Source organism: Amycolatopsis sp. N2S4-7 (assembly GCF_058119595.1).
The window spans coordinates 5,958,984-5,985,167 of the sequence record NZ_CP172299.1 but is presented as its reverse complement, the minus strand read 5'-3'; the positions used below and the strand labels follow the sequence as shown (position 1 = coordinate 5,985,167).

Sequence of the window (26,184 nt, the reverse complement as noted above, 5' to 3'; positions counted from 1 at the left end):
ATCATGTCACCCATGCGTGGAGCGCCCGGTGTCAACGCCGTCATCCAGGCCCGGTCGTCGTCGACGAGGCTGCCCGGCAAGGTGCTGCGCCCGCTGGCCGGCCGCAGCGTGCTGGGCTGGGTGGTCCGGGCCGCGGCCGCCGCGCCCGGCGTCGACCACGTGGTGGTCGCGACCTCTTCGGCCCCTTCGGACGACGCCGTCGCTTCGGAGGCCATCCGCTGCGGCGCTTCGGTGGTCCGGGGGCCGCTCGACGACGTCCTCGCCCGGTTCGCGCTGGCGCTCGAGGAGCACCCGGCCGACGCCGTGATCAGGCTCACCGCCGACTGCCCGCTGCTCGACCCGGCCCTGATCGGCCAGCTCGCGGCGCTGTGGCGTTCCCAGCCGTCGCTCGACTACGTCAGCACGACGCTGGTCCGGACGCTGCCGCGCGGCTTCGACGCCGAGCTGGTGCGCGCGTCCGCGCTGGCCGAGCAGGTCGAGACGGCGACCGGCGCGCACCGCGAACACGTGACGTCGGGCATCTACACCCAGCCGTCGCGCTACTCGTGCACCGGCGTCGTCGTGAGCCCGGCGGCCGACGACCTGCGGGTGACGCTCGACACCGCCGAGGACTGGGCTCTGCTGGAAGCGGTCGTGGCCGAGCTGGGCGACCACGTCGGCGACTGGCGGGCGGTGGTCGGGCTGCTGCGGTCGCGGCCGGACCTGGTGGCGCTGAACGCGCACGTCGAGCAGAAGAAGGCCGGTTCGTGAGGCTGCTGCTGCGCGCGGACGCGTCGGCGTCCATCGGCGCCGGCCACATCGCGCGGATGGTCGCGTACGCCGAGCGGGCGGTGGCGCGGGGCTTTTCGGTTGCCTTCGCAGGCCGGACCGACAACGCCGAATGGCTCGCTTCGCGGTTCGACGAGCTGGGCGTCGCGCGGGTGCCGTTCGACGCGACGGGGTTCGACGCGGTGGTCGTCGACCACTACGGCCTCGGCGACGTGCGCGAAGAGGTCAACGCGGCCGGCGCCGTGCTGGTGTCGATCGAGGACGACGTGTTCGGCCGCCGTCCCGCCGACATCGTCGTCGATTCGGGTTTCGCGCCGGGCCCGCGCCCGGACGACGGCTCCGGCGTCTTGCTCCAGGGAATCGCGTACGCACCGCTTCGGGACGTCGTGCGCGGGACGCGCCGGGTGCCGTCCGGGCCGCCGCCGCACCTCACCGTGGTGCTCGGCGGTGGCGCGGAGTGGGCGGAGACGGTCGGGTTGCTGCTTCGCGCGCTTCGCGACACGGAACTGCCTTTCGTGGCGGACGCGCTGGTCCGGGGCGAGCCTGCGCTGCCTTCCCTGCGGGCCGGGCAGTCGATCCGGGTTTCTTCGCCGAGCCCCGCGTTGCTGGACATCCTGGCGACCACCGACGTCGCCGTGAGCGCGTCCGGGGTGACGTTCGTGGAGCTGTGCTGCCTCGGCGTCCCGACGGCCGCGGTGCAGCTGGTGGACAACCAGGAGGCGGGCTACCGGGCCGCGCTCGACCTCGGCCTGGCGGCCGGGCTCGGTCACGCGGACTCCCTCGCCGACCGGCTGCCCGAGGTGACGGCGGTGCTGCGGAAGCTGCTGTCCGACGCCGAACTCCGCCGGTCGCTGTCCGCGGCGGCGTCGTCCACAGTGGACGGGCGTGGCGTCGACCGGGTGCTGGATTCCCTGGCATCGAGGACCGGACCTGTCCGCGATGCCTCCTACCGTTGAGGCATGATCACGCCGTTCCGCATCGACGTCCCCCAGTCCGACCTCGACGACCTCCGCACGCGGCTCGCGAACACCCGCTGGCCCGACCAGCCCGCCGACACCGGCTGGCGGCTCGGGGCGCCCGTCGACTACGTGCGCGAGCTGGCCGAGTACTGGCGGACGGGCTTCGACTGGCGGGCACAGGAGGCCCGGATCAACGGGTTCCCGCAGTTCACGACCACGATCGACGGGACGAACGTGCACTTCCTGCACGTGGAGTCGCCCGAGCCGGACGCGACGCCGGTGCTGCTCACGCACGGCTGGCCGGGCTCGATCGTCGAGTTCCTCGACGTCATCGGGCCGCTGACGGACCCCCGCGCGTACGGCGGCGACCCGGCGGACGCGCTGCACGTGGTGGTGCCGTCGATCCCGGGCTACGGCTTCTCGGGCCCGACACCGTCGCCGGACTGGGGTCCGGAGCGGATCGCGCGGGCGTTCGCTTCGCTGATGACCAGCTTGGGCTACGACCGCTTCGGCGCCCACGGCGGCGACTGGGGCGCGATCATCTCGCGGGAGCTGGCGGTCCAGTTCCCGTCGAGGCTGCTGGGCATCCACGTGACAATGCTGGCGTCGGCGGTGGTCCGCACCGATGCCGACCTCGAGGGACTGGCGGACGCGGAGCTCGCGGCGGGCCGGCGGTCCCTGGAAAAGGGGCGCAAGTTCTCGTACGAGGGCACGGGCTACGCGATGATCCAGTCGACGAAGCCGCAAACCCTGGCGTACGGCCTGCACGATTCCCCGGCGGGGCAGCTGGCGTGGATCGCGGAGAAGTTCCGGTCGTTCTCGAACACGTCCGAGGACCTCATCGACCGCGACGACCTGTTGGCCGACGTGTCGATCTATTGGTTCACGGAGACGGCAAACTCCTCGGCCCGCCTGTACGCGGCTCTGACGGGCGGCTGGGGAGCACCGCCCGCGGCGAATTCGGTCCCCACAGGCGTGGCGGTGTTCCCGGACGACATCGGCTTGCCGATCCGGACCCTGGCGGAGCGGACGGACAAGGTGGTCCGTTGGACTGAGTTCCCCCGCGGAGGCCACTTCCCGGCATTGGAGGAACCGGACGCCTTGATCGGCGACATCCGGGCGTTCTTCCGCGAGCTGGGTTGAGCGCCGACGCCACCGGAGGGAAGGGCGGCCCCCGCCCTTCCCTGGGGGGCGTTCCCGCTCCAGTCTATCGGCGCCCCCGGATCAAACCCGCCGAAAGACGAGTTGTCCACAGGAGTTGTCCACATCCCCCACGGTCTGTGGACAACCCCCGCGAAAACCTCAGAGGTACTGCCCCGTCCCCGAGATCCCCGGCCCGTGCGGCTCATGCCCCGCCATCCCCGAAGGACCCGCCGGCAAGCCGCGCCGCATCTGCTCCAACTGCACCCGGGCCGCCATCTGCTGGGCGAACAGGGCCGTCTGGATTCCGCTGAACAACCCCTCCAGCCACCCCACCAGCTGGGCCTGCGCGATCCGCAGCTCCGCGTCCGAAGGCGTCGAGTCGTCCGTGAACGGGCGGACCAGCCGCTCCAGTTCGTCCTGCAGCTCCGGGGCCAGCGCCTTCTCCAGCTCGCGGATCGACGTCTGGTGGATCTCGCGCACCCGCGTGCGCGAAGCGTCGTCCAGCGGGGCCGCGCGGACCTCCTCCAGCAGTTGCTTGATCATCGTGCCGATCCGCATCACCTTCGCCGGCTCTTCGACGAGGTCGCCGACCGACTCGGGGCTTTCCTCCGTGGGCAGCTTGGCCGCGCCCACCGGCGTGCCGTCCGGTCCGACTACCACCACGTGGGGTGAAGATTCGTGGCCGTTGTCACCCGCTGTGCCCGGTTCCCGGGAGTTCGGCTCGGTCATGTGCTCCATCCTGGCTTGCGTTCGACACGCTCCGCGACACCCACGGGGCGTCCGTCTCCGAGCGTAGCGGCTCCCCGGGTTCCCGGTGGCTCTCCACCCAACCCCGGACGCACGGCGAAACCGCACGTCCGTACGGTGTCCCCATGGCGTTCGACGTCGCTCGTATCCGTGGGCTCTTTCCCGCGCTGGGTGACGGCTGGATTCACTTCGACGGCGCCGCCGGAATGCTGGTACCGGAACAGGTCGCTTCGGCCGTTTCCACGGCGATGCGCGCCCCGGTGTCCGGGCCGGGCGGAGCGTTTCCGGCCTCACAGCGCGCGGAAAGCATCGTGACCGCGGCCCGCAGGGCCGTGGCCGACCTGGTCGGGGCCGACCCGGCCGCCGTCGTGCTCGGGCCGAGCGCGCCGGTGATGCTGCGCCGGCTCGTCGACGCGCTCGCCGAGCGCTGGACGATCGGCGACGAAGTCGTCGTGTCCCGGCTCGACGAACAGGCCAACCTCGCGCCGTGGCAGCGCGCCGCGAAACGCGTCGGCGCCGTCGTGCGCTGGGGCGAAATCGACATCGAGACGTGCGAGCTGCCCGCTTGGCAGTACGAGCAGCTCGTGTCGGCGCGCACGAAGGCCGTCGCCGTGACGCTCGCGTCCGGTTCCGTCGGCACCCGGCCGGACGTGCCGACGATCATCGAGTTCGCCAAGCGGGTCGGCGCGCTCGTCGTCGTCGACGCCACCTACGCCGCGCCCTTCCTGCCGCTGGACATCAACGCACTCGGCGCCGACGTCATGGTCGTGTCCGCGCAGGCGTGGGGCGGGCCGTCGGTGGGTGCGCTGGTCTTCCGCGACCCCGAGCTGATCGAGCGGATCCCGCCGGCGTCGCTCGACCCGATGGCGCGCGGCGCCGCGCGCCTGGAGCTCGGGCCGCACGCGTACCCGCTGCTGGCCGGGCTGATCGCGTCGATCGACTACCTCGCCGGCCTCGACGACGCCGCCGCCGGGTCGCGGCGCGAGCGGCTGGTCACCTCGCTCGGCTCGGCGAAGTCGTACCACGCCGGGCTGCTCGCGCAGCTGTCGACGGAACTGCTTTCGCTGCGGCACATCATGGTCATCGGCAACGCTATGCGCCGCATCCCCGCGCTCGCCTTCGCCGTCGCCGGCAAGAAGGCGCCCGAAGTCGCCGAGTACCTGGCTTCGCAGGGGTTGTGCGCCTTCGCCGACGACGGCACGAGCGGCGTCTTCGCGTCACTGGGTGTCGGAGAAGTGGGCGGCGCCGTGCGGATCGGGCTCGCCCACTACTCCAACGTCTTCGAAATCAACCAGCTCGTGCGGGTCCTCGAAGAACTGCGCTGACTAGGACTTCGCCGCCAGCAGAACCTTGCCGAACACGCTGCCCTCTTCGAGGACCCGGTGCGCGGTCGAGGCTTCGGCCATCGGCACGACCTGGCCGACGATCGGCTTGACCAGACCCTCGGCGACCAGCGGCCACAGGCGCTCGCGGACGTCGGCGACGATCGCCGCCTTCTGGTCCAGCGGCCGGAACCGAAGGCCCGCCGCGAACACCGAAGCCCGCTTGCCGAGCAGGGCGCCGACGTTCAGCTCGCCCTTGACCCCGCCCTGCATGCCGATGATCACGAGCCGGCCGTCCTGCTGCAACGCGTCGACGTTGCGGCCCAGGTAGGACGCGCCCATGTTGTCGAGGATGACGTTCGCGCCGCCGGTCTCCTCGCGGAGCACCTCGACGAAGTCGGCCGTCTTGTAGTTGATCGTGATGTCGGCGCCGAGCTGGCGGCAGCTTTCGAGCCGGTCCGGCGAACCCGCGGTGACGGCGACGGTCGCGCCGAGCGCCTTGCCGACCTGGATGGCGTGCGTGCCGATGCCGCCGGCGCCGCCGTGGACCAGCAGCACCTCGCCCTCGGTGAGCTTCGCGTGCATCACGACGTTCGCCCACACCGTGCAGGCCACCTCGGGCAGCGCGGCCGCGGTGATCAGGTCGATCTCGCCCGGCACCGGCAGCAGCTGCCCGGCCGGGACGACGGCCTTCTCCGCGTAGCCGCCGCCGGAGAGCAGGGCGCAGACCTCGTCGCCGACGTTCCAGCCTTCGACGCCTTCGCCGAGCTCCGCGATCGTGCCGGAGCACTCGAGGCCGATGGTCTCGCTCGCCCCGGGCGGGGGCGGGTAGTGGCCCTGGCGCTGCAGCAGATCCGCGCGGTTCACCGCGCTCGCCGCGACCTCCAGCAGCACCTCGCCGGGTCCGGGCCGCGGATCCGCGACCTCCGCCCACTCGAGAACGTCCGGGTCACCTGGTTCACGGATGGTGATCGCGTACATGTGTCGACTGTATACCGCGGCGAAAGGTCCCGCCGAAAGGCGCATTGACGGACTTCGCAAATCGAACAAAGGTGAGCACCCATGTCACTCTTTAGAACGAAAATTCTGCCGCCGGTGGCAATAGCCGCCGGCGCGACGCTGGTGCTCGGCCTGACCCCGGCCGCCGCCGCGACCACCCTCCCCGACGGTCCCGCCCTGGCGAAACAACTCGTCAAGAAGGTCGACGTCAACGGCGTCAACCGGCACCTGATCGCCCTCCAGCGCATCGCCGACACGAACGGCGGCACCCGGGCGGCCAGCACCGAGGGCCACGCCAAGTCCGCCGAATACATCGCGACCAAGCTCGAGGCGGCCGGCTACCAGGTGACCCGCCAGGAGTTCCCCTTCACGTACGCGGAAACTCTGGCCGAGAAGCTGACCGCGGGTGGCGCGGACGTGCCGGTCATCGCGATGGAGTACACGGTGTCGACGCCGGTCGGCGGCATCACCGCGCCGCTCGCCGTGATCGCGGTGGACGACACCAGCGGCTGCGAGGCCACCGACTACACCGCCGACGTCGCGGGCAAGATCGCCCTGATCAAGCGCGGCGGCTGCTCGTTCGCGCAGAAGCAGCAGACGGCCGCGGCCGCCGGAGCGGTCGGCGCCATCGTCTACAACAACACCGACGGCCCCGTGAACGGGACGCTCGGCGGCCCGGAGAACGCGAAGATCCCGACCGGGGGCGTGACGGCGGCCGCGGGGGCGCAGCTGGCCACGCTCGGCGGGCAGAACGTGACGCTGGAGCTGCGGACCTTCCAGGAGGCGCGGACCAGCTACAACGTCATCGCCGAGACCAAGACCGGGCGCAAGGACAACGTCGTGATGCTGGGGGCGCACCTCGACAGCGTCCCGGCGGGCCCGGGCATCAACGACAACGGCACCGGCTCGGCGGCCCTGCTCGAGACCGCGCTGCAGCTGGGGAGCAGCCCGAAGGTCAACAACGCCGTCCGCTTCGGCTTCTGGAGCGCGGAGGAGTTCGGCCTGATCGGCTCGACCCACTACGTCGACTCGCTGAGCTTCGAGCAGCAGCTCGACATCGCGCTGTACCTGAACTTCGACATGATCGGCTCGCCGAACGCCGGCTACTTCGCCTACGACGGCGACAACTCCGACGGCGTCGGCGCGGGTGCCGGCCCGTACGGCTCGGCGCAGATCGAGAAGACCTTCGTCGACTTCATGCAGGCCGCGCGGGGCGTGTCGCTGGAGGGCACCGACTTCACCGGGCGTTCCGACTACGGCGAGTTCATCGCCGTCGGCATCCCGGCCGGCGGCCTGGACACCGGTGCCGAAGTGGTCAAGACCCCGGCGCAGGCGGCGAAGTGGGGCGGCACGGCCGGCATCGCGTTCGACCCGTGCTACCACCAGGCCTGCGACAACCTGGGCAACGTCGACCGGGTCGCGCTGGACCGCAACGCCGACGGCGTCGCCTGGGCTCTCGGCGTCTACGCGACGAGCACCGAGAGCATCAACGGCGTCCAGCCCGGCCAGGCCAAGACGGCCAAGCAGAAGGCCGCCGAACGCGGTGCGCAGCGGAACCTCTCCGCGCACGCCGTGGCCGGTGACCCGCACGCGCTGACCGCCTGACGACAGACCGAAGGGGCCGTCCCGTTGCCGGGGCGGCCCCTTCGTCGTTCGCGCGCTAGCCCAGGTTGTTGGTGCCGAAGGTGTCGCAGCGGGCGGGTTCGCCGGTCTGGAAGCCGGTGGTGAACCACTTCTTGCGCTGCGCGGACGTGCCGTGGGTGAACTTCGAGCGGTCGACCTGGCCGCCGCCGAGGTTCTCCTGGATGTAGTCGTCGCCGATGCGGGACGCGGTGTCCAGCGCGGACGCGATGTCGTCCTGGGTCACGTCGGTGATCAGCGGCTTCCCGCTCTCGGTCGGCGTCGTCGAGGCGTGGTTGGCCCAGACCCCGGCGTAGCAGTCGGCCTGCAGCTCGAGCCGCACCGAACCGGACGTCGGCCCGGTCCCGGTGCCCTTCTTCGACGTGCCGAGCAGGTTCTGCACGTGGTGGCCGTACTCGTGCGCGAGCACGTACGCCTCGGTGAAGAGCCCGCCCTGCGCGCCGAACCGGGTCTTCAGCTCGTCGAAGAAGCTGAGGTCGATGTAGACGTCGGAGTCGGCCGGGCAGTAGAACGGGCCGGTGTCGGAGGTGGCGCTGCCGCAGCCGGTGCGGACGCCGCCGTTGAAGAACTTCGTCGGCGCCGACTGGTAGGTCGAACCGGACCGCGCGAACTGCTGCTTCCAGTAGTCCTGGACCGAGTTGACGATCGCGACGATCGCGCAGTCGTGGTTCTTGTTGGCGTCCGCGCCGGTCTTGCACTCGCTCGCGAGCTTGGAGTTGTCGACCTGCTGGCCGGACCCGACATCGCCGAGCCCGCCGCCCAGGCCGCTCCCGCTCGGGACGCTGACGCCGCCGAGCTGGGAGAGGACGAAGTAGATGATCAGCCCGACGACGCCGAGTCCGCCACCGCCGAGCGCCACGCGGCCGCCGATCCCGCCGCCACCACCGCTGCCTCGCAGGTCCTGGACCTCGGAAGTGTCCAGTCCGGCGTTGTCGTCGAATCTCACTCGCAAATCGTAACGAGCCTGGGTGCGGCCGTCGCGCTGACGGGCGCACCCAGGCTCTGTACCGAGGTATGTCTTCGTCGAGCGGTTGGCCGCTTCCGGGCCGGCGTTCAGGCGCTGTCGTCACGACTGCCGAGGTCGTGACCTGATACAGACCCGATCGACGCCGCATGCGTGAACGCATGGAAGCCCGCGCTCATAGCTGTTCACAGTCGCGGCCGAACCGGTAGATGTCCGTGCCGGTCGCGGGGACGCAGCTGGCGGTCAACCGCGAGAATCACCCGCCACGCAACCACCTGACCTCTCCCGGCGGGGAGCCGGCCCGCACGCCACCGTCGCCGTGCCGCATACCTGGCCACCGTCCGCCTGACAAGCAGAATGCGCCTTTTCGGGCCGAGTCTCAACCTTTTCGTAACCCCACCTTCGGGCGATGTCGCCACGGTATTTTCACCGACAGCCGGATCGGACTCGGACCGCGCGGTCCCTTGATCAACGTTCTACGCTGCCTTATGACCGAGGAGCAGCCCGTGCGTTGGTTGAACGAAGCCGAGATGGCGGCGTGGCGCTCCTACATCGTGGCGACCCTGCGGCTGCGGCAGCGGCTGCACCGCGAACTGGCCGCCCGGCACGACGTCTCGCTCACGGACTACGAGGTGCTCGTCTGCCTCGAGATGCAGGTGTCGTACCGGATGCGGATGTCGGAGCTGGCCGTGCTCATGGGGTCGACGAAGAGCCGGCTTTCCCACCAGATCGGCCGGCTCGAGGACGCGGGACTGGTCCGGCGGGCGCGGGACCCGGAGGACAAGCGCGGCGTCATCACGGAGCTGACCGAAGAGGGCTTGGCGCTGCTGGCGACCGCGGCGCCGACGCACGTCGAGGGCGTGCGCGAGCACCTCATCGACCTGCTGAGCCCCGAGGAACAGGCGACGATCGCCGCGGCGTTCGAGCGCGTGCTGGACCACCTGACGGAGGTGGAGGGCTGAACCCGGGCGCGGCCGCGCCCGGGTTCTTCAGTGCGGTAGCGGTGGGATTCGAACCCACGGAGAGGTTGCCCCCTCGCATGTTTTCAAGACATGTTCCTTCGGCCGCTCGGACACGCTACCTCGCCCCACGAGGGTAACCGACGGAGTCCGCGGACCTGCCCGGGCGGCCTAGCGGCGCGGGGTGCGGTGGGCTGGCGCGGGGCGATGGGTTCGCGCGGGGCGCGGTGGGCTTGCGCGGGCGCGGTAGCTCGGGCGGGGCGCGGTGGGCCTGCGCGGTGCGCGGTCGGCTGGCGCGGGCGCGATGGGCTTGCCGCGCGGCGTGGCTTGCGACCGGGCCACCGCGCGAACCGCCAAGCCGCCCGCCGCGAACCCTCGCCCCGCCGACCTGGGGCCAGCCGGGCGCCCCGCCGCGAACCCCTCCCGCCGACCTAACTCCAGCTGAGCCTCAACGCCGCCCCCTGAGCCCGCCCCGCCTCCGCGGCCGGTGTCCGGGTCGCCGGGTCCAGCGGGTTCGCGCCGATCGCCGCGACCGAAGCCTCGTCCGGGGTGATGAGCGTGACCTCCGCGCCTGCCGCGCGCAGGTCGTCCAGGACCTCCAGCAGGGGTTTCTCCATCGGCAGCGGCGCGTCCGGCCCCAGCGGGGAAACCACCGTCACGCGGGTGCAGCCCGTCGCGTAGTCCGCGTTCTCCGCCGACCGGACGCCGCCGTCCACGTACCTGCGGCCCTCGATCGTCACCGCCGGCCAGACGCCCGGGACCGCGCAGCTCGCCGCCACCGCGTCGACCAGGGACACCCCCGAGGCGCGGTCGAACCGGCGGGGCTCGCCCGTCTCCGCGTCCACCGCCACGATCACCAGGCGCTGCTCCGGCCACTCGTGCACCGGCAGGCGAGCCTCGATCACCGCGCGGCGGTCCGCTTCGGGCACCGTCTCGGCCGTCAGGGCGAGCCGGCCCACCGCGCGGCGGACCTCCGCCGGGGACGTCGAGCCCGTGACCGCGCCGCCGAAGTCGGCCGCGAACTTCTCGAAGTCGATCTCCGCCGGGATCTCCGGGGTCTGGCGCGCCGGATCCACCTGGCGCGCGTACAGCTCGTCCAACGCGGTACCGCTCGTCACCTGCGCCGCGACGACCGAGCCCGCCGACGTCCCGACGAGCAGGTCCGCGCCCGTCAGGTCCTGGCCGTGCTCGGCCAGCCCCGCCAGCAGTCCCGTCGTCCACGCGACCCCGGCGACCCCGCCGCCACCCAACACCAAAGCCTGTCCGCCCATGCGGGCAGCCTAGCGAGGGGGTCCGACGGTTTACGGCCGCTTCAGCGCCTGGGCCGCGATCCTCGCTTGCACCTCGGGACGGCGCAGCGGCGGCACGGTCGCCGGCGGCTGACGGCGTTCGGGCAGCTGCTCCAGCAGCCGCGCGGTGATCTGCGTGATTTCGGCGACCGCGGCTTCGAACGGCTCGCGCGTGGCGTCCGAAAGCGACTGCACGCCGGTCACCTTGCGGACGTACTGGCGGGCCGCGGCCTCGATCTCCTCGCCCGTCGCGGCCGGCTGGAGCCCCCGGAGGGTGGTGATGTTTCGGCACATGCCGCCCAGGGTACGACTCTTCGGACGTCCCGATCACACGGTCGGGTAGGCCCGGGCCCACCTCGTTGACGCCCGCACCCCGGCTGGGCAATGTCGGGGAAGTGCCTCTCAGACCGCGTCCCTTCCGCTCCGCCCGCCCCGAACCCGGCGTCCTCGAAGAAGAACCGCCGGAAAGCCCGATCCCGGAACAGGCGTGGCCCCGCGTGCGGGCCGACGAGCTGGTCACGCTGGTGGCACACGTCTTCGCCGCCCACGGCCTGCCCGAGGTGCGCGCCCGCATCGCGGCCGAAGCGCTCTGCCACGGCGATCTGACCGGCTCCCCGGAGACGGGGGTCGCCGAGCTGACCCGCGTCCACCTGCCGCTGCTGAAGAACGGGGTCGTCGTCCCGCACGCCCAGCCGCTGATGATCGCCGACCGCGGCGCGGCCGCGCTGATCGACTACCGCCGCGCGCCCGGGCTCTGGGCCGTCGGCGACGCGATGGACCGGGCGGTGACGCGGGCCGGCCGCTTCGGCGTCGGGCTCGTGTCGCTGCGCGGCGTGGGGCCGTTCGGCCGCGCCGGGCACCACGCGGCGCGGGCCCTGCCGCACGCGATGATCGGGCTGGTCCTCGCCGCCGGCGGCGAACCCGGCCAGCCGATGAACCCCCTCGGCATGGCGGCGCCGGGCGGGGCGTACCCGGAGTTCGTCTTCGACCTGGACCGCCCCGGCTCGGACGCCGCCGGGTTGACGCTGCTGGTCGAGGTGCTCGCCGGGGTGCTCTCCGGCGTCGCCGACCACGAGCACGACACGGGTCTGCTGGTGCTGGCGATCGCCCCGACGACGCTGCGCAGCGCCGACGGCTTCTACCGCGCCGCCAGCGCCCTGTTCGGCAGCATGCTCGGCTGGGACGGCGGCGCGCCGATCCGGTACCCGGGCTGGCGGGAGGCCCAGCACCTGGAGCAGTGCCGGGCCCTTGGCGTGCCGCTGGCGGGGCCGGTGCGGCGCGAACTGGACGCCCTCGCCGCGTCACTCGGCTTGCCGCCGCTGACCAACGTCGGCTAGCGGACCAGGACGACCTTGCCGCGGTCGGGGCCCACCGCCACGACGTCCCCGTCGGTCAGCTGGCGGCCGCGGCGGGTCTCCACCTCGCCGTTGACCGTGACCTCCTCCGCGTCGATCAGGTCCTTCGCGTGGGAGCCGTCCTCGGCCAGGCCGGCCAGCTTGAGGAACTGGCCGAGCCGGATCGGCTCGCCGGTGATGGGTACGTCGACGGGGTCGCTCATGCCCCGCATCATGCCGGGTCAGGCGCGGGCGGTCGTCTGCCGGTAGAGCGCCAGGACGTCCGTGTCGAAGTAGCTCGAGTACGACGTGTCGGCGGTGTCGCCGCCGTACTCGTAGCCGCCGATGACGCCGATGACCGTGCCCAGCTTCGTCTTCGGGTCCTCGCCCGTGACCCACGGCCCGCCGCTGGTGCCGGTCGGGAAGCCCGCGCAGTCCACCTTCAGCTGGTAGGTGTCCTGCCGGCTGGTGGTGTTCCGGCAGACCGCGGGCACCTCGGAGTCGTCCGGGTAGCCGGTCAGCGTGATGGCCTGCTCGAAGCCGCTGCCGGTGGCCAGGGTGTTCGCGCCGACCAGGTTTTCCAGCGATTTCGTGGCGCCCGCCTGGTGGGCGGTGGCGAAGCCGACGTCGAGGTCCGGGTCCGAGGACGTCGTCCAGCCGGGCGAGACCAGCTCGTCGGAGACCGTCCAGTAGCCGAACGGCGCGATGCCGTCGTGGTAGCCGGGCGCGAAGGTGACGCCGTCGAGGTAGTCGCCGCCTTCGCCGTCGTGGATGCAGTGGGCGGCGGTCAGCAGCACGTCGCCCTGTTCGCTGTGCACGACGCTGGCCGTGCAGTAGTGCGAGCCTTCGATGAACAGGGCGCCGACCGCGGGACTGGACGCCGCGGGCAGACCGGCCGTCGACACCGGCGCCGCCTCGATCGCGTCGCCGTCCGGGGTTGTCGCGCCCGCGGACTGCGGCTGCCGCGCCCCGACGGCGACGACGAACGCCGCGCCGAGCAGCACGACCGCGGCGAGGGTCAGCAGGACGGCGGGCCGCCGCACGCGCATCGCCTCCTCGTCCGCTCGTCCCGGGCTCCGACCAGATCACCATAAGGTGTCGCTCCGACACAATCAGCACACCCACAGCAAGCTCACAGCCGCTAATATCCGTAACTATGGAGTAACACCAACGGGCGGGAGGGCCGATGAAGCAGTTCGCGGGCAAGGTCGTGGTGATCACCGGGGCGGGGTCGGGGATCGGGCGGGCGCTTTCGCTGGAACTCGCCCGGCGCGGTGCGCGCGTCGCCCTTTCCGACGTCGACACCGCGAACGCGGAGGAGACGGCGAAGCTGGCCGGCGACAACGCCCGCGCGTACACCCTCGACGTCGCCGACCGGGCCGCCGTGCTCGCGCACGCCGAGGAGGTCGCGGCCGACTTCGGCGGCGTCAACGTCATCGTGAACAACGCGGGCGTGGCGCTCGGCGCGACCGTCGAGGAAATGACCTTCGAGGACTACGACTGGCTGATGGGCGTCAACCTCGGCGGTGTCGTGAACGGCACGAAGGCGTTCCTGCCGCACCTGATCGCCTCCGGCGACGGGCACGTGGTGAACATTTCCAGCGTTTTCGGCTTCGTCGGCGTGCCGACGCAGAGCGCGTACAACGCGGCCAAGTTCGCGGTCCGCGGATTCACCGAAGCGCTGCGCGAAGAAATGCTGATCGCGCGGCACCCGGTCGCGGTGAGCTGCGTGCACCCCGGCGGGATCAAGACCAACATCGTGCGCAACGCGCGCAGCATCGCCGACGACCAGGAGAAGGCCGCCGAGGGCTTCGAGCGGATCGCGAAGACGACGCCCGAGAAGGCGGCGCAGACGATCGTGCGCGGGATCCAGCGGAAGTCGGCGCGGATCCTCATCGGACCGGACGCCTACGTGATCGACGCCATCCCGCGCGTGCTCGGCTCGGCGTACCAGCGGCCGCTGGCGGTGCTGGCGCGGCTCGGCCTCAAGCAGATGGAAAGCTGATTCCGTTACCCGGACCGGGGGACCTTCACTCAATGGAGTTGCGTTTCTGACAGGACCGTCCGAAATGGTCCAGAATGCGTGGGGTCCGCGAGCCCCGTACCGGAGGTCCCCGATGCTTCGCACCGCACAGCGCAGTGCGACCCGTCCGTCCAGCGACCGCACCGCGGTGGAGTTGCTGGATCGCACCGGCATCGTCGCGGCGAGCCTGCCCCGGCGCCGCCGCACCGACGACGACGCGACCCAGCCGATCGCGCCGATCTACACCCGGCCGCCGGTGTGCGACCAGGATCTGCGCCCGAAGTCGGTGGTGATCCGGCGCCGGGCCCGCACGTGGCTCGGCAGCGGGGCCGCCGTGTTGCTCGTCGCGGCCGGGTGGCTCGGCGGCGGGCTGTTCACCGGCGGGCTGTTCACGCCGTCGCCGGCCGACGACGTCGCCCAGCTGGACGCGCGGCCGGCTGTAGCCGTGGCACCCGCGCCGGCGCCGCAGGCTCCGCAGGCGCCGGTCGTCACGGCACCGCCGACGACCGTGTACGTGCCGGTGCCCGCGAAGCCGGCGCCGAAACAGGTGCAGGCGCAGGCGAAACCCCAGCCCAAGAAGACGTCGTCGGAGGAGGACGAGGCCCGGGTCGACCTGCCGCCGTCGTCCGCGGCACCGTCGTCGACCAACCCCGTCCAGGCGTGGGTCGACGCGGCCGAGAGCATGATGCAGCGCTACGGCGGCCAGACCGGCGGACGCTGAGCGTCAGGCGCCGGTCCAGCGGTACTCGTGCTCGGGGCGCCCGGTGGCGCCGTAGCGCAGGCGCATCTGGACCGTCCCCGACTCCGCGAGCGCGGTGAGGTACCGCTGCGCCGTCGCCCGCGCCATGCCCAGTTCGCCCGCGACCTCCGCCGCCGACAGCGGGCGCCCCGCCCGGCGCAGCTGCTCCGAAACCAGCCGGGACGTCGCCGTCGACTGGCCCTTCGGCGCGGACGTGCGGTCCTGGTCGTGCAGCACGCGGTACGCGCGGTCGACGTCGTCCTGGGCCAGCGCCCGGTCCGCCGCGAGCAGGCCGCGGAAGCGCGCGTACGACGTCAGCCGTTCCGCGAGCTGGCGGGTCGTGAACGGCTTGATGAGGTAGTTCAGGGCGCCCGCGCGGATCGCCGCGGCCACCGACGCGCTGTCGGTCGCCGCGGACAGCACGATCGTGTCGGTCTGCAGCTCCGGGAGCACCGCGAGGCCGGACTCGTCGGGCAGGTAGACGTCGAGCAGGATCAGGTCCGGCGAGAGCTCGCGGACGCGCGCGCGGGCTTCGGCGGCGGTGTGCGCGGTGCCGACCACCGCGAAGCCCTCGACCTCCTCGACGAACCCGGCGTGCACGCCGGCGACCCGGAAGTCGTCGTCGACGATGAGCGTGCGGATCATCCGTCCTCCGTCAGCATTCCGGGCAGCTTGGCGACGAACAGGGCACCCGTCTCGCCTTCGCCGGGGTCGGCCAGCCAGACGTCGCCGCCGTGGGCGCGGGCGGCCTGCCGGGCGAGCGCGAGGCCGAGTCCGTGCCCGGGCGCGATCTTCGTCGAGACGCCTTCGTCGAACAACGTCCGCCGCAGGTCCGCGGGCACCCCGGGGCCACTGTCCACAACGGACACGTGCAGGGTGCCGCCCTCGGCGAGCAGGCCGATCTCGACCGTGGCCGGCCGCCGCGGGCCCATCCGGGCGGCGTGCAGGGCGTTGTCGACGAGGTTGCCGATCACGGTGTTCGCGGCGATCGGATCGGTCACCGCCGTGGGCACCCAGGTGTCCTCGGCGAGCTTGAGCGTGAGGCCCTTTTCCTGCGCCTGCTCGGTTTTCGCGACCAGCAGGGCCTGCAGGTACGGGTCGGCGACGGCGTCGCCCAGCTCGCTCGGCCGCGCCGACGACGAGTCGGTCAGCGTCTGCAGGTACTCGACGGCCTCGGTGTCGTGGCCGAGCTGGAGCAGCCCGTACAGCGTGTGCAGCCGGTTCGCGAACTCGTGCCGCTGCGCGCGCAGGCCGTCGGAGAGCGCGCGGATGCCGTCGAGCTCGCGGGTGAGCGTGTCGAGGTCGGTGCGGTCGCGGAAGGTCAGGACCGTGCCGATCGGCCGGTCGTCGAGCCGGACCGCGCGCGAATTGATCACCAGGACCCGGTTCCCGGCCACCGCCAGGAGGTTGTCGACCGGGCGGCCCTCGGCGACGGCCTTGTGCAGCCGCGGGCTGAGTTCGAGCTCGGACAGCGCCGCGCCGATCGGCAGCTCGGTGCCGAGCAGGCGTTCGGCCTCGTCGTTGCGCACCGAGACGCGATTCGCCTCGTCGACGGCGAGCACGCCTTCGCCGATCCCGTGCAGCACGGCTTCGCGTTCGTAGAGCAGCTCGGTCAGCTCGTGCGGTTCGAGGCCGTGCGTGACGCGCCGCAGCCGCCGGTTCAGCAGCGCCGACGCACCCGCGCCGAGCAGCAGCGCACCGCCCGCGAACAGCAGCGTGATCGTCAGGAGGCGGTTGAAGTCGCCGGTCGGGTCGCCGACCTCGAAGCCGACACTGACCTCGCCGACCACCCGCGTGCCCTGCCTGATCGGCGTCTTGCTGCGGACAGAAAGCCCGAGCGTGCCGCTCTGCACCGCGCTGACCTCGTCGAGCCCGGCGAGTGCGCGCTCGGGCGAAGTGCTGACCGGCTTGCCGATCTCCCCGATCGTCGGGTGCGCGAGCCGGATGCCCCGGTCGTCGGTGATCACGACGAACAGGGCCTCGTTGGCTTTCGTGACGGCCAGGACGCGCTCTTCGAGGGGCCCGCCCGGAAGCTTCGCGGCCGCGTTGGCGACGACGACCGGGTCCGCGGCGACGGACTTCGCGATGGCCAGCGCGCGGCGGCCGTACTGGTCGGTGAGGGTGCGGGACAGGAGCACGCTGACCAGCGCGACGCCGATCCCGACGACGAGGACGACCACGCCGATCTGCAGCAGCAGCACCTGCCTGCTGAACCGCATCCGCGGGAAGAGCGCCCACTTTGGCATGGCAGGACCGTACCCCCAGGTCACGGCCGTGCGCTAAACGAGCAAAACATTCAGAACGCGCAGCTGCCACGCAGAACGTCGACAAGCTTCACCTCGGCGCCACGCCTCCTTAACGTCCCTTCCCAACGTGACAGGCACCACGTGACGAAGGAGTCACCTCCCCCATGGTTCCCCCACTGATCGAACTCACCGGAGCCACCAAACGGTTCCCGAGCGGGTCCGGTTCCGTGCACACGGCCGTCCGCGATCTGACCATGTCCGTGCAGCCCGGCGAGTTCGTCGCGGTCGTCGGCCCCACCGGCTGCGGCAAGTCGACGACGCTCTCGCTGGTCTCCGGGCTCCAGCCGCCGTCCGCCGGCCGGGTGCGGGTGAACGGGGCGGACGTGAAGTCCATTCCGGACGGCGTCGGCTACATGTTCCAGACCGACGCCGTGATGCCGTGGCGGTCGGTGCTGGACAACGTCGCCTCCGGCCCGCGCTTCCGCGGGGTGCCGAAGGCCGAGGCCCGCGCGCAGGCCGTCGACTGGATCGCCCGCGTCGGGCTCGCCGGGTTCGAGAAGTACTACCCGCACCAGCTTTCCGGCGGCATGCGCAAGCGCGTCGCGCTGGCCCAGACGCTCGTCACGAAGCCGAAGATCATGCTGATGGACGAGCCGTTCTCCGCGCTCGACGTCCAGACCCGGGCCCTGATGCAGGACGAGCTGCTGCGGCTGTGGTCCGGTTCCGGTGCCGCGGTGATCTTCGTGACCCACGACCTCGACGAGGCGATCGCGCTGGCGGACAAGGTCGTCGTGCTGACGACGTCGCCGGCCACCGTGAAGGACGTCTTCGAGATCCCGCTGGAGCGGCCGCGGAAGGTCGAGGAGCTGCGGCTCACCGAGGAGTTCCGCAAGCTCTACGCCGACATCTGGGAATCGCTGCGCAGCGAGGTCGACAAGGCCCGCGAGAAGGGAGCCTCCAATGTCGCTTGACACGCCCGCGGCTCCGCCGTTGCCGGTCCTGGAGACCGAGCAGGACATCCTCGCCCGCGCCAAGCAGGCTTCGTCCCGGCGCAAGCGCAACATCTGGCTGCTGCGCCTGGCGATCGTCGTCGTCTGGCTGGGCAGCTGGGAGCTGACCGCCACGTACTGGATCGACCCGTTCTTCTACTCGAAGCCGTCGAAGATCTGGGAACGGCTCGTCGAGTGGTTCAGCGCCGGCACCGACTTCGGCTCGATCTGGTACCAGATCCTGGTGACCGTCGAGGAGGCCGCGATCGGCTTCGTCATCGGCGCCATCGCCGGTGTCGTGTTCGGCGTGATCCTGGGCCGCAGCTCCTACCTGGCCCAGGTGCTGGCGCCGTTCATCAAGGCCGCCAACGCGTTGCCGCGCATCGTGCTCGCCGCGCTGTTCGTGATCTGGTTCGGGCTCGGGCTGTCGTCGAAGGTCGCGACCGTCGTCGTGCTCGTGTTCTTCGCCGTGTTCTTCAACGCCTTCACCGGGGCCCGCGAGGTCGACCGCAACCTGATCGACAACGCCCGCATCCTCGGCGCGACCCGTGGCCAGGTGCTCAAGTCGATCGTGCTGCCCAGCGCGACGTCGTGGATCCTGTCGTCGCTGCACGTCGCGTTCGGCTTCGCGCTGATCGGCGCGGTTGTCGGTGAGTACACCGGCGCGAAGGCCGGCATGGGTTTCCTGATCGCCAACGCGCAGGGCACGTTCGACACGGCGGGTGTGTACGCCGGGATGCTGATCATCACCGTGGTCGCGCTGCTCGCCGAGTGGGGGATCGGCACCCTGGAAGGCAGGCTGCTGCGGTGGCGCCCGCCGTCCGCCGCCGACGCCGCGCACGGAGTGGTCTGACATGCGTCTCAAGAGGACAGTCGGCGTGGTGGCCGCGCTCGCGGTCACCCTGGCCGGGGTCACCGCCTGCCGCGACTCGCGGGAGATCTCGCTGGGCACCACCGGGCAGCCGCACATCAAGATCATGGTCGGCGGCCTGTCGAAGGTGATCTACCTGCCCGGGCAGCTGGCCCAGCAGATCGGCGCCTACCAGAGGCAGGGGCTGGACGTCGAGCTCTTCGACCAGCCGTCCGGCGCGAACGCCGAGACGTCGCTGCTGGCCGGCGAGGTGCAGGCGGTGGTCGGGTTCTACGACCACACGATCGACCTGCAGGCCAAGGAGCAGTGCATCGAGAGCGTCGTGCAGTTCGCGAACGTGCCGGGCGAGGCCGAGATGGTCGCGACGAAGAAGGCGGGCGACATCAGGTCGGGCGCGGACTTCAAGGGCCGCAACCTCGGCGTCACGTCACTGGGCTCGTCGACGGACTTCCTGACGAAGGCGCTCGCCGCCCGCGGTGGCGTCAGCTCGAAGGAGTACACGCCGGTGAAGGTCGGCGCCGGGCAGACGTTCATCTCGGCGATGAACCAGGGTTCGATCGACGCCGGGATGACCACCGACCCGACGATCGCGCAGCTGACGAACACGGGTCAGGCCAAGGTGCTCTACGACATGCGCACGCCGGAAGGCACCAAGGCGGCCCTGGGCGGGTTGTACCCGGCGAGCTCGCTGTACATGGGCTGCGAAATCGTGAAACGGTATCCGGACATCGTGCAGAAACTGGCCAACGCGTACGTCGAGACCCTGAAGTGGATTTCGACGCACACACCGGAACAGGTCGCCGACATGATGCCGCCGTCGTTCGCCGGCGGGGACAAGGCGCTGTACGTCAAGTCGCTCCGGGACAGCCTGCCGATGTTCACCAAGGACGGCAGGATGGACCCGGCGGGCGCCCGGAACGTGCTGAAGGTGCTGGGCGAGTCGTCGAGCAACGTCAAGCCGAAGAAGGACAAGATCGACCTGTCGCAGACGTACACGACGAAGTTCGTGGACACGGCGCACGCGCAGGCCGCGCAGTAGCCCCGCTCACCTGACCGGGCGGTAGGTGAGCGACATGGACCCGTGAAGGCCTCTTCCCCCGCGGGGGCCTTCACGGGTCTTTTCGTTCAATCCCGCGTAAATCCGGCAAATGGTGAGTATTTCCCGGAATGTGAAGACCCTTCGAAAGTAGCTACCTTCCGGTCGGTGCGGATCCAACACTGAGGGCACGGTTTTCCCGGGTCCCCATCGGTGAACGGAGTTTCCGCATGTCCGGATTCGTTTCTTCCCGTGCTGTCCGCGTCCTCACGGTGACCGCCGCCGCGGCCGCCTCCCTGGCCGTCTCGGGCACGGCCCACGCCGCCGTCTTCGGGGCACACTTCCACGGCCACGAATTCGCGGGCGGCAACTGGGGCGGGTACGTCAGCTTCGGCAGCTTCACCACGGCCACCGCGAGCTGGACCGAACCGGCGGTGACCTGCACCTCCACCAACGACCTGTTCGCGCCGTGGGTCGGCATCGACGGCGACGGATCGTCCACTGTGGAACAGACCGGTGTCGCCACCGACTGCTCCAGCGGGCGGCCGGTCTACCAGGCCTGGTACGAGATGTACCCGGCCGCGCCGGTGTACTACTCGACGTCGTCGGCGCCCGTCAGCGCGGGCGACCACATCAGCGCGACCGTCACCCGGACGGCGACGAACACCTACCAGCTGGACATCAGGGACACCACCAAGGGCTGGACGAAGACCGTCACGAAGTCCCTGACGTCGAAGCACGCGTCGGCGGAGGCGATCATCGAGTCGCCGACCGACCGCTACCCGAGCATTTCGGGCGGGATCAGCTTCACCGGCGTCAAGTTCAACGGGACGAACCTGGCGTCGACCAACCCGTCCGGCCTGGACGCCGACGACCGCGGCAGCTACACCTGGATCCCGGGCGCCATCGGCTCCGACGGCCAGAGCTTCACGATTTCGCGGCACTGAGCCGTCACTTGAGGTTGTTGATGGCCCACGCGACCACCATCACCGCCAGCACCAGCGAGACGAAGGCCTGCAGCATCATCGTCATCTTCGCCCAGATCCGCAGGGGCATGACGTCGGTGGGGCTGAAGGCGGCGGCGTTGGTGAACGAGAAGTAGAGGTAGTCCAGGTAGGACGGTTCCCAGTCCCGGTGCGCCAGGTCCGGGTCGGCCATCTGCGGGAACTGCAGGTCGGGGAACTGGGCCCGGCCTGCAGCCCGCCTGCCCGGGCCGCCGCGGTCGAACTCCCAGTACCAGAGGGAGAAGGCGACGATGTTCGTCCAGTAGACGATCCCGCCGGTGACGAGCACCGCGCCGGCCCGGTCACCGGTCGTGCCGGTCGCGATGCCGTAGACCAGCTGGACCGCGGACCCGCCGTTCACCGCGGTCACGGCGGCGACGAGCAGCAGCGAGATGGTCCGTTCGACGGCGCTGAAGTGCGTCATCCGGCCGGGGTTGACCAGCAGCAGGGCCACCACGAGCAGCCCCGACACCGCGGGCAGCAGCCACCGCGGGTGCAGCGCCATGTCGTCGGGCAGGGCGACCTGCAGGACGAGCGTCGCGACGACGACGCCCATCGCGGGCCAGCGGGTCTCCCCGGAGGTCCGGCGGCGCCACGCGGGAAGTGCCTCTTCTGTCACGCGCTCAAGGTAGGACGGCCACGCCCGGCTAGCCAGCCGGTGCGGTCGTCACCTCACCGGGGAGCTTGCGGGCCACGTCCGTCCGCGACCGCGCGCCCAGCTTCCGCAGCACCTTCGCCACGTGCTGCTCGACCGTGCGCGGCGAGAGGAACAGCCCGTCCGCGATCTCGCGGTTGGTCCGTCCCTCCGCGAGCATGCGCGCGACTTCGCGTTCCCGCGGCGACAGTTCACTCCCGTAGCCGCGCCGCCCGCGCTGGGAAGGCGCCCACGCGCCGTGCTCGCGCAGCTGGTGCCGGCAGCGTCCGGCGTCGCGGGTCGCTCCCAGCTGTTCGTACGCCTCGGCCGCGGCGGTCAGCTCTTCGACGGCTTCGCGGTTGCCCGCCGCGAGCCGGCACATCGCCGCCCGTTCCCGCATGGCCGTCGCGGGGTAGGGCATCGGCAGGGCCGTGTAGCCCGCGGCGGCTTCGTCGAACAGCGCCGCCGCGGCCAGGTGCTTGCCGCGGGCTTCGAGCAGCACCGCCCGGCCCGCCACCACCGCGGCCGAGGCCACCGGTGCGTCGCGGCCCTCGATCCCGCGGGCGAACGCCTCGACCACGCTGTCGGCCTCCGGCCAGCGCCCGGCCCGCGCGTAGGCCTGGGCCGCCGCCGGCACCAGCGCGGCCGCCCAGATCCAGACGCCCTTGCGGCCGGCCGCGGCCACGGCGGTGTCGGCCACCGCGCACGCGCCGTCGACGTCGTCGGTCGCCAGCAGCACCGAGATCAGCACCCCGGCGGCCGAGAGCACCACCGGGATCGGCCCGCGGTCCGGCGCGTGCACGCTCGCCGCGGTCAGGTGCCGCCGGGCGGCGGCGAACTCCCCGCGCACGGCGGCGAGCCCGCCGAGCACCAGCGAAGACTCCATGACGATCGGGCCGAGTTCCGGGTAGCTGTCGCGCAGCTGCTCGGCGGTCTCGGCGAGTCCCGTCCAGCGGCCGCGCACCCAGTCCAGCCGGACGCGGGTGCCCTGGATCAGGCCGATCGCGTACAACGCGCCCGCGTCGGTCGCGCGCCGGACGCCCTCGGTCACCAGCCGTTCGGCCCGGTCGAGGTGCCCCGCCCACGACTGGCCGTCGGCGAGGTTGCACCACAGCCGGGCCAGCTGGACGCGCTCGGCGACCGTGCCGACGGTGTCGGAAAGCGCCTCGAACTCCGCCCACGCCGAGCCGTCGCCGACGTGCGAGGCGGCCGCGATGCGGTCGGCGGTCAGCGCGAGCCGCAGCTCGGGGTCCTCGAGCCGCTCGTACACCTCGCCCGCGCGGGCGCGCCAGGATTCGTGCCACGACAACGGCGTCAGCCCGTCGATCGGCTGGGCGAGCAGCGTGATCCCGCGGGCGGCGAGGTCGGGCCGGTCGGTCAGCTCGCCGACCGCGCGCTCGACCTCGAGGCGGCCGCGACCGAGCCCGCCGATGGTGCGGACCAGCAGCATGCCGAGGCTCAGCCGGATCGAGCCGCGCACCGACGGCGGCAGGCTGACTTCTTCGAGGACCCGCTCCAGTGTGCCGATCACGTCGGGCCGGAAGCCGCGGAGCGCGACCTGGCTCAGCTTGCCGGCCACGCGCCCGACGTCGGATTGCGTGGGGCCGGGTTCGGCGAGCACCGACTGCAGGAGGTCGATCGCGCGGGACGTCTCGCCGCGCGTGATCGCCTCGTCGGCGGCCGCTTCCGCGTAGTGCCGCCACTGGTCGACGCGGCCCGCGGCGCGGGAGTGCCGGGCCAGCAGGGTGAGCGGCGGGGACGGCTGCGCGGCGAGCACGCGGATCGCCTGCGCGTGCAGCGACGCGCGTTCGGGTCCGCTCACCGTGTCGTAGACCGCCTTGCGCGCCAGCGGGTGCCGGAAGCCGTACTTGCCGTCGCCGGCTTCCCCGAGCACGCGGGCGGACAACGCGGCGAGCAGCGCGGTGCGGAGGGTGTCCTCGGTGAGGCCGGCGAGTTCGCCGAGCACGGCGGCTTCGGCGCCGACGCCGAGGACCGCGGCCGCCCCGGCGAGCCGGACGGCGGGCTCGGGCAGCGTGGCCAGCCGTTCGGTGACGGCTTCCCGCAGCAGCACGGGGACCTCGAGGTTCTCCAGCAAGCGGTCGGAGAGGACTTCGCCGACGGGGAGCCGGTCGGCCGCTTCCTTCAGGGCCCGCAGGGTTTCCTCGACCACGAACGGGATGCCGGCGGTGCACTCGTGCAGCTTCGCGGCGAATTCGTCCGTGACGCGGGGAAGTTCGAGGATTTCGACGGCGAGCCGCCGCACCGCGGCGACGTCGAGCGCGCCGAGTGCGACGCGTGCCGAGTGGACGGCCGGGTCGGTCCGGAACGGGGCGCCGAGCGGGCCCGGGCGGACGTCGGTCGAGGACCGGTAGGTGGCGACCACGGCCAGCTCCGGCGGCATCGCGCCGGCGAGGAACCGCATGAGGTCGCGGGTGTCCTCGTCGGCCCACTGGAGGTTGTCGATCAGCACCAGCGTCGGGCCGCACGCCTGCAGGAGTTCCCGGACGGCGCGGAACACGCGGTGGCGTTCGGCGACCGGGTCGGCGAGGGGTTCGGGACGCGGAGGAAGCGCTTCCGCGAGTTCCGGCAGCAACGGCCGCAGCACGCCGGCGACCGGGCTGAGCGGGCCGAGGGGCGTGTCGCCCACCGAGCGGAGCGCTTCCAGGACGGGCCCGTACGGGAACGGTTCGCGCAGTGGCTGGCAGGCGCCGGTCAGCACGCGGCCGCCGTCGAACTCCTTGCGCCGCCCGATCTCGGCGAGCAGCCGGGTGCGGCCCATGCCGGGCTCACCCTCGATCAGCACCGCGGCCGGGCGTCGCCGGAGCACGTCGACGATGGCGTCGAGCTCGGCGTCGCGGCCGGTCAGCCGCGCCGGTCCGGACCTGATCGAGACCGAGGTGGGGCGGGGAGCGGTCAGCCACATAGGACCTCCTCGACTCACCGGGGGACTGTGGGCGGAGCCTAAGCAGCGCTGATCCGTCCGTAAACCTTTAACCGACTAGACGGTCAGTACCGCGCTCACACGTCCGCCTACCGGCCGTCACCGGTTTGCTGCAGGAAGCGGCGGGAAGGCGTCACGGCGCGTGCGAAACGTCGGCATATCGCGCGTTCGAGCGTCGCTTAACTCGTTCGTGTGCTGAGAGTGACTACTGAAAGTAATTCACGGAAACCCTACTTACGGACCTGTCCGACCGGGTGACGGCCCACGCCTGAGCCCGGCTGGAGCAGGGGATACGTCCGTGGTGAATGCGTATACCCATTCGCTGGGCGCCCGGATTGCACCGTAACGCCCACTGCGGGGACCCTCACCCGGGGGAGTACCACTGCGTGGCCGGTGTGGAGCCGCGCGTAACCACCTAGGGAGAAGCATGAAGATCGCCAGACTCTTCGGTGCCGCTGCCGTCGCGGTGATGACGACGGGCGTGCTCGCCGCGGTCGCCGTCCCCGCCTCGGGCCAGGACCTGCTGAACCCCGACATCGTGCCCGCCATGGAGCGCGACCTGGGCCTGACCCACGACCAGGTGTTGACGCGGCTGAAGAGCGAAGACGTCGCGAACAAGGTCACCGAGGCCGTCAGCGCGGCGCTCGGCGACGCGTACGGCGGCGCCACCTACAACGCCACCACGGGCAAGGCGCACATCCAGACGACGGACGCCGCGTCGGTCGCCAAGATCCGCGAAGCCGGCGCCGAAGCGGAGGTCGTCAAGTTCAGCGCCCGCCAGCTGGACTCCACTGTGGACACCCTGAACGCCGCCGACAAGGCGGCCCCGGCCGCGATCACCGGCTGGGGCGTGGACTCCACCACCAACCGCGTCACGCTTTCCGTGCTGCAGGGCCAGCGCGGCGCGGCCGACGCGTTCCTCGCCAAGTCCGGTGTGGACAAGTCCGCGGTGACGGTCGTCGAGACCGCCACGAAGCCGACGACGTACGCCAACATCCGCGGTGGTGACGCCTACTACATCGGCGGCTCGTCGCGCTGCTCGGTCGGTTTCGCGACCACGACCGGCTTCGTCACGGCCGGCCACTGCGGTGCCCTCACCGGCGGCGGCTCGCTGACCGGCTCGAACGGCGCCGCGCTCGGCAGCTGGATCACCTACCGCTTCCCGGGTGTCGACTACGCGGCGGTCCGGACCAACAGCAGCTGGACCCCGGTCGCGCAGATGAACAACGGGACCGCGGTGCGCGGCCAGTCGAACGCGGCGACCGGCACGTCGGTCTGCAAGGCCGGCTCGACCACCGGCTGGACCTGCGGCACCATCGGCGCCAAGAACCAGAGCGTCCGCTACTCCGAGGGCACGGTCAACGGCATGACCGCGACCAACGTCCGCTCGGCGGCCGGTGACTCCGGCGGCGGCTTCATCGCCGGCAACTACGCGCAGGGCATCCTGTCCGGCGGCAACACCAGCGTGACGTACTTCTACCCGATCGCCGGCGCGCTGTCGGGCACCGGCACCACCCTCAAGACCAGCTGATCCTCTTCCGAAACAGCGAAAGGGCGGGTTTCGGGTGCCTCCAGC

The 26,184-nt window shown here is 71.6% G+C and carries 25 protein-coding genes and 1 tRNA gene; 14 read left to right on the top strand and 12 right to left on the bottom strand.

The genetic code is table 11. The features are described from left to right. Positions 1-3: 3 nt before the first annotated feature. Genes ACH54P_RS28150 through ACH54P_RS28140 form a run of 3 tightly spaced genes read left to right on the top strand, consistent with a single transcriptional unit; the run spans position 4 to position 2,870 of the window. Positions 4-750: a cytidylyltransferase domain-containing protein gene (locus ACH54P_RS28150; RefSeq protein WP_489906346.1), complete on the top strand. Its 747-nt coding sequence runs from the start codon at positions 4-6 to the stop codon at positions 748-750. Further along, positions 747-1,724, top strand: coding sequence for a PseG/SpsG family protein (locus ACH54P_RS28145; protein WP_489906345.1), 978 nt, complete (start codon positions 747-749; stop codon positions 1,722-1,724). The genes ACH54P_RS28150 and ACH54P_RS28145 overlap by 4 nt, the downstream gene beginning before the upstream one ends. A gap of 3 nt (positions 1,725-1,727) precedes the next feature. Next, positions 1,728-2,870, top strand: a complete 1,143-nt coding sequence (locus tag ACH54P_RS28140; protein ID WP_489906344.1) for an epoxide hydrolase family protein — start codon at positions 1,728-1,730, stop codon at positions 2,868-2,870. A gap of 159 nt (positions 2,871-3,029) precedes the next feature. Here ACH54P_RS28140 and ACH54P_RS28135 read toward each other — a convergent pair whose 3' ends face one another. Continuing rightward, positions 3,030-3,608 (bottom strand): bacterial proteasome activator family protein, encoded by a 579-nt coding sequence (locus ACH54P_RS28135; protein ID WP_489906343.1) that lies wholly within the window; start codon positions 3,606-3,608, stop codon positions 3,030-3,032. Between the two features lie 134 nt (positions 3,609-3,742). Between ACH54P_RS28135 and ACH54P_RS28130 the strand changes: the two genes are divergently transcribed. Beyond that, positions 3,743-4,942 (top strand): cysteine desulfurase-like protein, encoded by a 1,200-nt coding sequence (locus tag ACH54P_RS28130; RefSeq protein ID WP_489906342.1) that lies wholly within the window; start codon positions 3,743-3,745, stop codon positions 4,940-4,942. Here ACH54P_RS28130 and ACH54P_RS28125 read toward each other — a convergent pair whose 3' ends face one another. Further along, a complete protein-coding gene (locus ACH54P_RS28125; RefSeq protein ID WP_489906341.1) occupies positions 4,943-5,920 on the bottom strand; it encodes an NAD(P)H-quinone oxidoreductase in 978 nt (325 codons plus the stop codon). 81 nt (positions 5,921-6,001) lie between these two features. Here ACH54P_RS28125 and ACH54P_RS28120 point away from each other — a divergent pair, with 81 nt between their 5' ends. Beyond that, positions 6,002-7,543, top strand: coding sequence for a M28 family metallopeptidase (locus ACH54P_RS28120; RefSeq protein WP_489906340.1), 1,542 nt, complete (start codon positions 6,002-6,004; stop codon positions 7,541-7,543). Positions 7,544-7,598: 55 nt separating this feature from the next. Here ACH54P_RS28120 and ypfJ read toward each other — a convergent pair whose 3' ends face one another. Continuing rightward, the gene (gene ypfJ / locus ACH54P_RS28115; protein ID WP_489906339.1) at positions 7,599-8,525 is read right to left on the bottom strand and encodes a KPN_02809 family neutral zinc metallopeptidase; all 927 of its coding nucleotides are present in this window, start codon (positions 8,523-8,525) and stop codon (positions 7,599-7,601) included. A 506-nt stretch (positions 8,526-9,031) separates the two neighbouring features. On the opposite strand from ypfJ, the gene ACH54P_RS28110 reads away from it, so the two are divergent. After that, positions 9,032-9,505, top strand: coding sequence for a MarR family winged helix-turn-helix transcriptional regulator (locus ACH54P_RS28110; protein WP_489906338.1), 474 nt, complete (start codon positions 9,032-9,034; stop codon positions 9,503-9,505). A gap of 33 nt (positions 9,506-9,538) precedes the next feature. Here the strand turns inward: ACH54P_RS28110 and ACH54P_RS28105 are convergent. The 3 genes from ACH54P_RS28105 to ACH54P_RS28095 form a co-directional block, all read right to left on the bottom strand. Further along, positions 9,539-9,625 (bottom strand) — tRNA-Ser (locus ACH54P_RS28105). Between the two features lie 308 nt (positions 9,626-9,933). Then, a complete protein-coding gene (locus ACH54P_RS28100) occupies positions 9,934-10,773 on the bottom strand; it encodes a patatin-like phospholipase family protein (protein WP_489906337.1) in 840 nt (279 codons plus the stop codon). Positions 10,774-10,803: 30 nt separating this feature from the next. After that, complete coding sequence (locus tag ACH54P_RS28095; protein WP_489906336.1) at positions 10,804-11,085, bottom strand: DUF2277 domain-containing protein; 282 nt, start codon at positions 11,083-11,085, stop codon at positions 10,804-10,806. A 101-nt stretch (positions 11,086-11,186) separates the two neighbouring features. On the opposite strand from ACH54P_RS28095, the gene ACH54P_RS28090 reads away from it, so the two are divergent. Further along, positions 11,187-12,128, top strand: coding sequence for an Ldh family oxidoreductase (locus tag ACH54P_RS28090; RefSeq protein ID WP_489906335.1), 942 nt, complete (start codon positions 11,187-11,189; stop codon positions 12,126-12,128). Here ACH54P_RS28090 and ACH54P_RS28085 read toward each other — a convergent pair. Next, on the bottom strand, positions 12,125-12,349 hold the full coding sequence (locus ACH54P_RS28085; protein WP_093945534.1) for an RNA-binding S4 domain-containing protein: 225 nt from the start codon (positions 12,347-12,349) through the stop codon (positions 12,125-12,127). The two genes, ACH54P_RS28090 and ACH54P_RS28085, sit on opposite strands and share 4 nt — an antisense overlap. An 18-nt stretch (positions 12,350-12,367) precedes the next feature. Beyond that, positions 12,368-13,174: a trypsin-like serine peptidase gene (locus tag ACH54P_RS28080; RefSeq protein ID WP_489906334.1), complete on the bottom strand. Its 807-nt coding sequence runs from the start codon at positions 13,172-13,174 to the stop codon at positions 12,368-12,370. A gap of 137 nt (positions 13,175-13,311) precedes the next feature. Between ACH54P_RS28080 and ACH54P_RS28075 the strand changes: the two genes are divergently transcribed. Together ACH54P_RS28075 and ACH54P_RS28070 are read left to right on the top strand one after the other, a co-directional pair. Continuing rightward, positions 13,312-14,130, top strand: coding sequence for an SDR family oxidoreductase (locus ACH54P_RS28075; protein WP_489906333.1), 819 nt, complete (start codon positions 13,312-13,314; stop codon positions 14,128-14,130). A gap of 112 nt (positions 14,131-14,242) precedes the next feature. Beyond that, the gene (locus ACH54P_RS28070; RefSeq protein WP_489906332.1) at positions 14,243-14,869 is read left to right on the top strand and encodes a hypothetical protein; all 627 of its coding nucleotides are present in this window, start codon (positions 14,243-14,245) and stop codon (positions 14,867-14,869) included. Between the two features lie 3 nt (positions 14,870-14,872). Here ACH54P_RS28070 and ACH54P_RS28065 read toward each other — a convergent pair whose 3' ends face one another. Together ACH54P_RS28065 and ACH54P_RS28060 are read right to left on the bottom strand one after the other, a co-directional pair. Continuing rightward, on the bottom strand, positions 14,873-15,532 hold the full coding sequence (locus ACH54P_RS28065) for a response regulator (RefSeq protein WP_489906331.1): 660 nt from the start codon (positions 15,530-15,532) through the stop codon (positions 14,873-14,875). After that, the gene (locus ACH54P_RS28060) at positions 15,529-17,106 is read right to left on the bottom strand and encodes a sensor histidine kinase (protein ID WP_489916670.1); all 1,578 of its coding nucleotides are present in this window, start codon (positions 17,104-17,106) and stop codon (positions 15,529-15,531) included. Before ACH54P_RS28060 ends, ACH54P_RS28065 begins: the two co-directional genes overlap by 4 nt. Positions 17,107-17,297: 191 nt before the next feature. Between ACH54P_RS28060 and ACH54P_RS28055 the strand changes: the two genes are divergently transcribed. The 4 genes from ACH54P_RS28055 (at position 17,298) to ACH54P_RS28040 (ending at position 20,976) form a co-directional block, all read left to right on the top strand. Continuing rightward, positions 17,298-18,104 carry an ABC transporter ATP-binding protein gene (locus ACH54P_RS28055; RefSeq protein ID WP_489906330.1) on the top strand — a complete coding sequence of 269 codons (807 nt, stop codon included), beginning with the start codon at positions 17,298-17,300 and terminating at the stop codon, positions 18,102-18,104. Further along, a complete protein-coding gene (locus tag ACH54P_RS28050) occupies positions 18,094-18,975 on the top strand; it encodes an ABC transporter permease (RefSeq protein ID WP_489906329.1) in 882 nt (293 codons plus the stop codon). Before ACH54P_RS28055 ends, ACH54P_RS28050 begins: the two co-directional genes overlap by 11 nt. Position 18,976: 1 nt before the next feature. Further along, the gene (locus ACH54P_RS28045; RefSeq protein ID WP_489906328.1) at positions 18,977-20,032 is read left to right on the top strand and encodes an ABC transporter substrate-binding protein; all 1,056 of its coding nucleotides are present in this window, start codon (positions 18,977-18,979) and stop codon (positions 20,030-20,032) included. 227 nt (positions 20,033-20,259) lie between these two features. Beyond that, positions 20,260-20,976, top strand: coding sequence for a G1 family glutamic endopeptidase (locus ACH54P_RS28040; protein ID WP_489906327.1), 717 nt, complete (start codon positions 20,260-20,262; stop codon positions 20,974-20,976). Positions 20,977-20,980: 4 nt separating this feature from the next. Here the strand turns inward: ACH54P_RS28040 and ACH54P_RS28035 are convergent, their stop codons facing one another. Both ACH54P_RS28035 and ACH54P_RS28030 read right to left on the bottom strand, forming a co-directional pair. Beyond that, positions 20,981-21,589, bottom strand: coding sequence for a hypothetical protein (locus ACH54P_RS28035; protein ID WP_489916668.1), 609 nt, complete (start codon positions 21,587-21,589; stop codon positions 20,981-20,983). A 91-nt stretch (positions 21,590-21,680) separates the two neighbouring features. Then, positions 21,681-24,590, bottom strand: a complete 2,910-nt coding sequence (locus tag ACH54P_RS28030; RefSeq protein WP_489906326.1) for an ATP-binding protein — start codon at positions 24,588-24,590, stop codon at positions 21,681-21,683. A 445-nt stretch (positions 24,591-25,035) separates the two neighbouring features. On the opposite strand from ACH54P_RS28030, the gene ACH54P_RS28025 reads away from it, so the two are divergent. Beyond that, positions 25,036-26,139: a S1 family peptidase gene (locus ACH54P_RS28025; protein ID WP_489906325.1), complete on the top strand. Its 1,104-nt coding sequence runs from the start codon at positions 25,036-25,038 to the stop codon at positions 26,137-26,139. Positions 26,140-26,184: the final 45 nt, after the last annotated feature.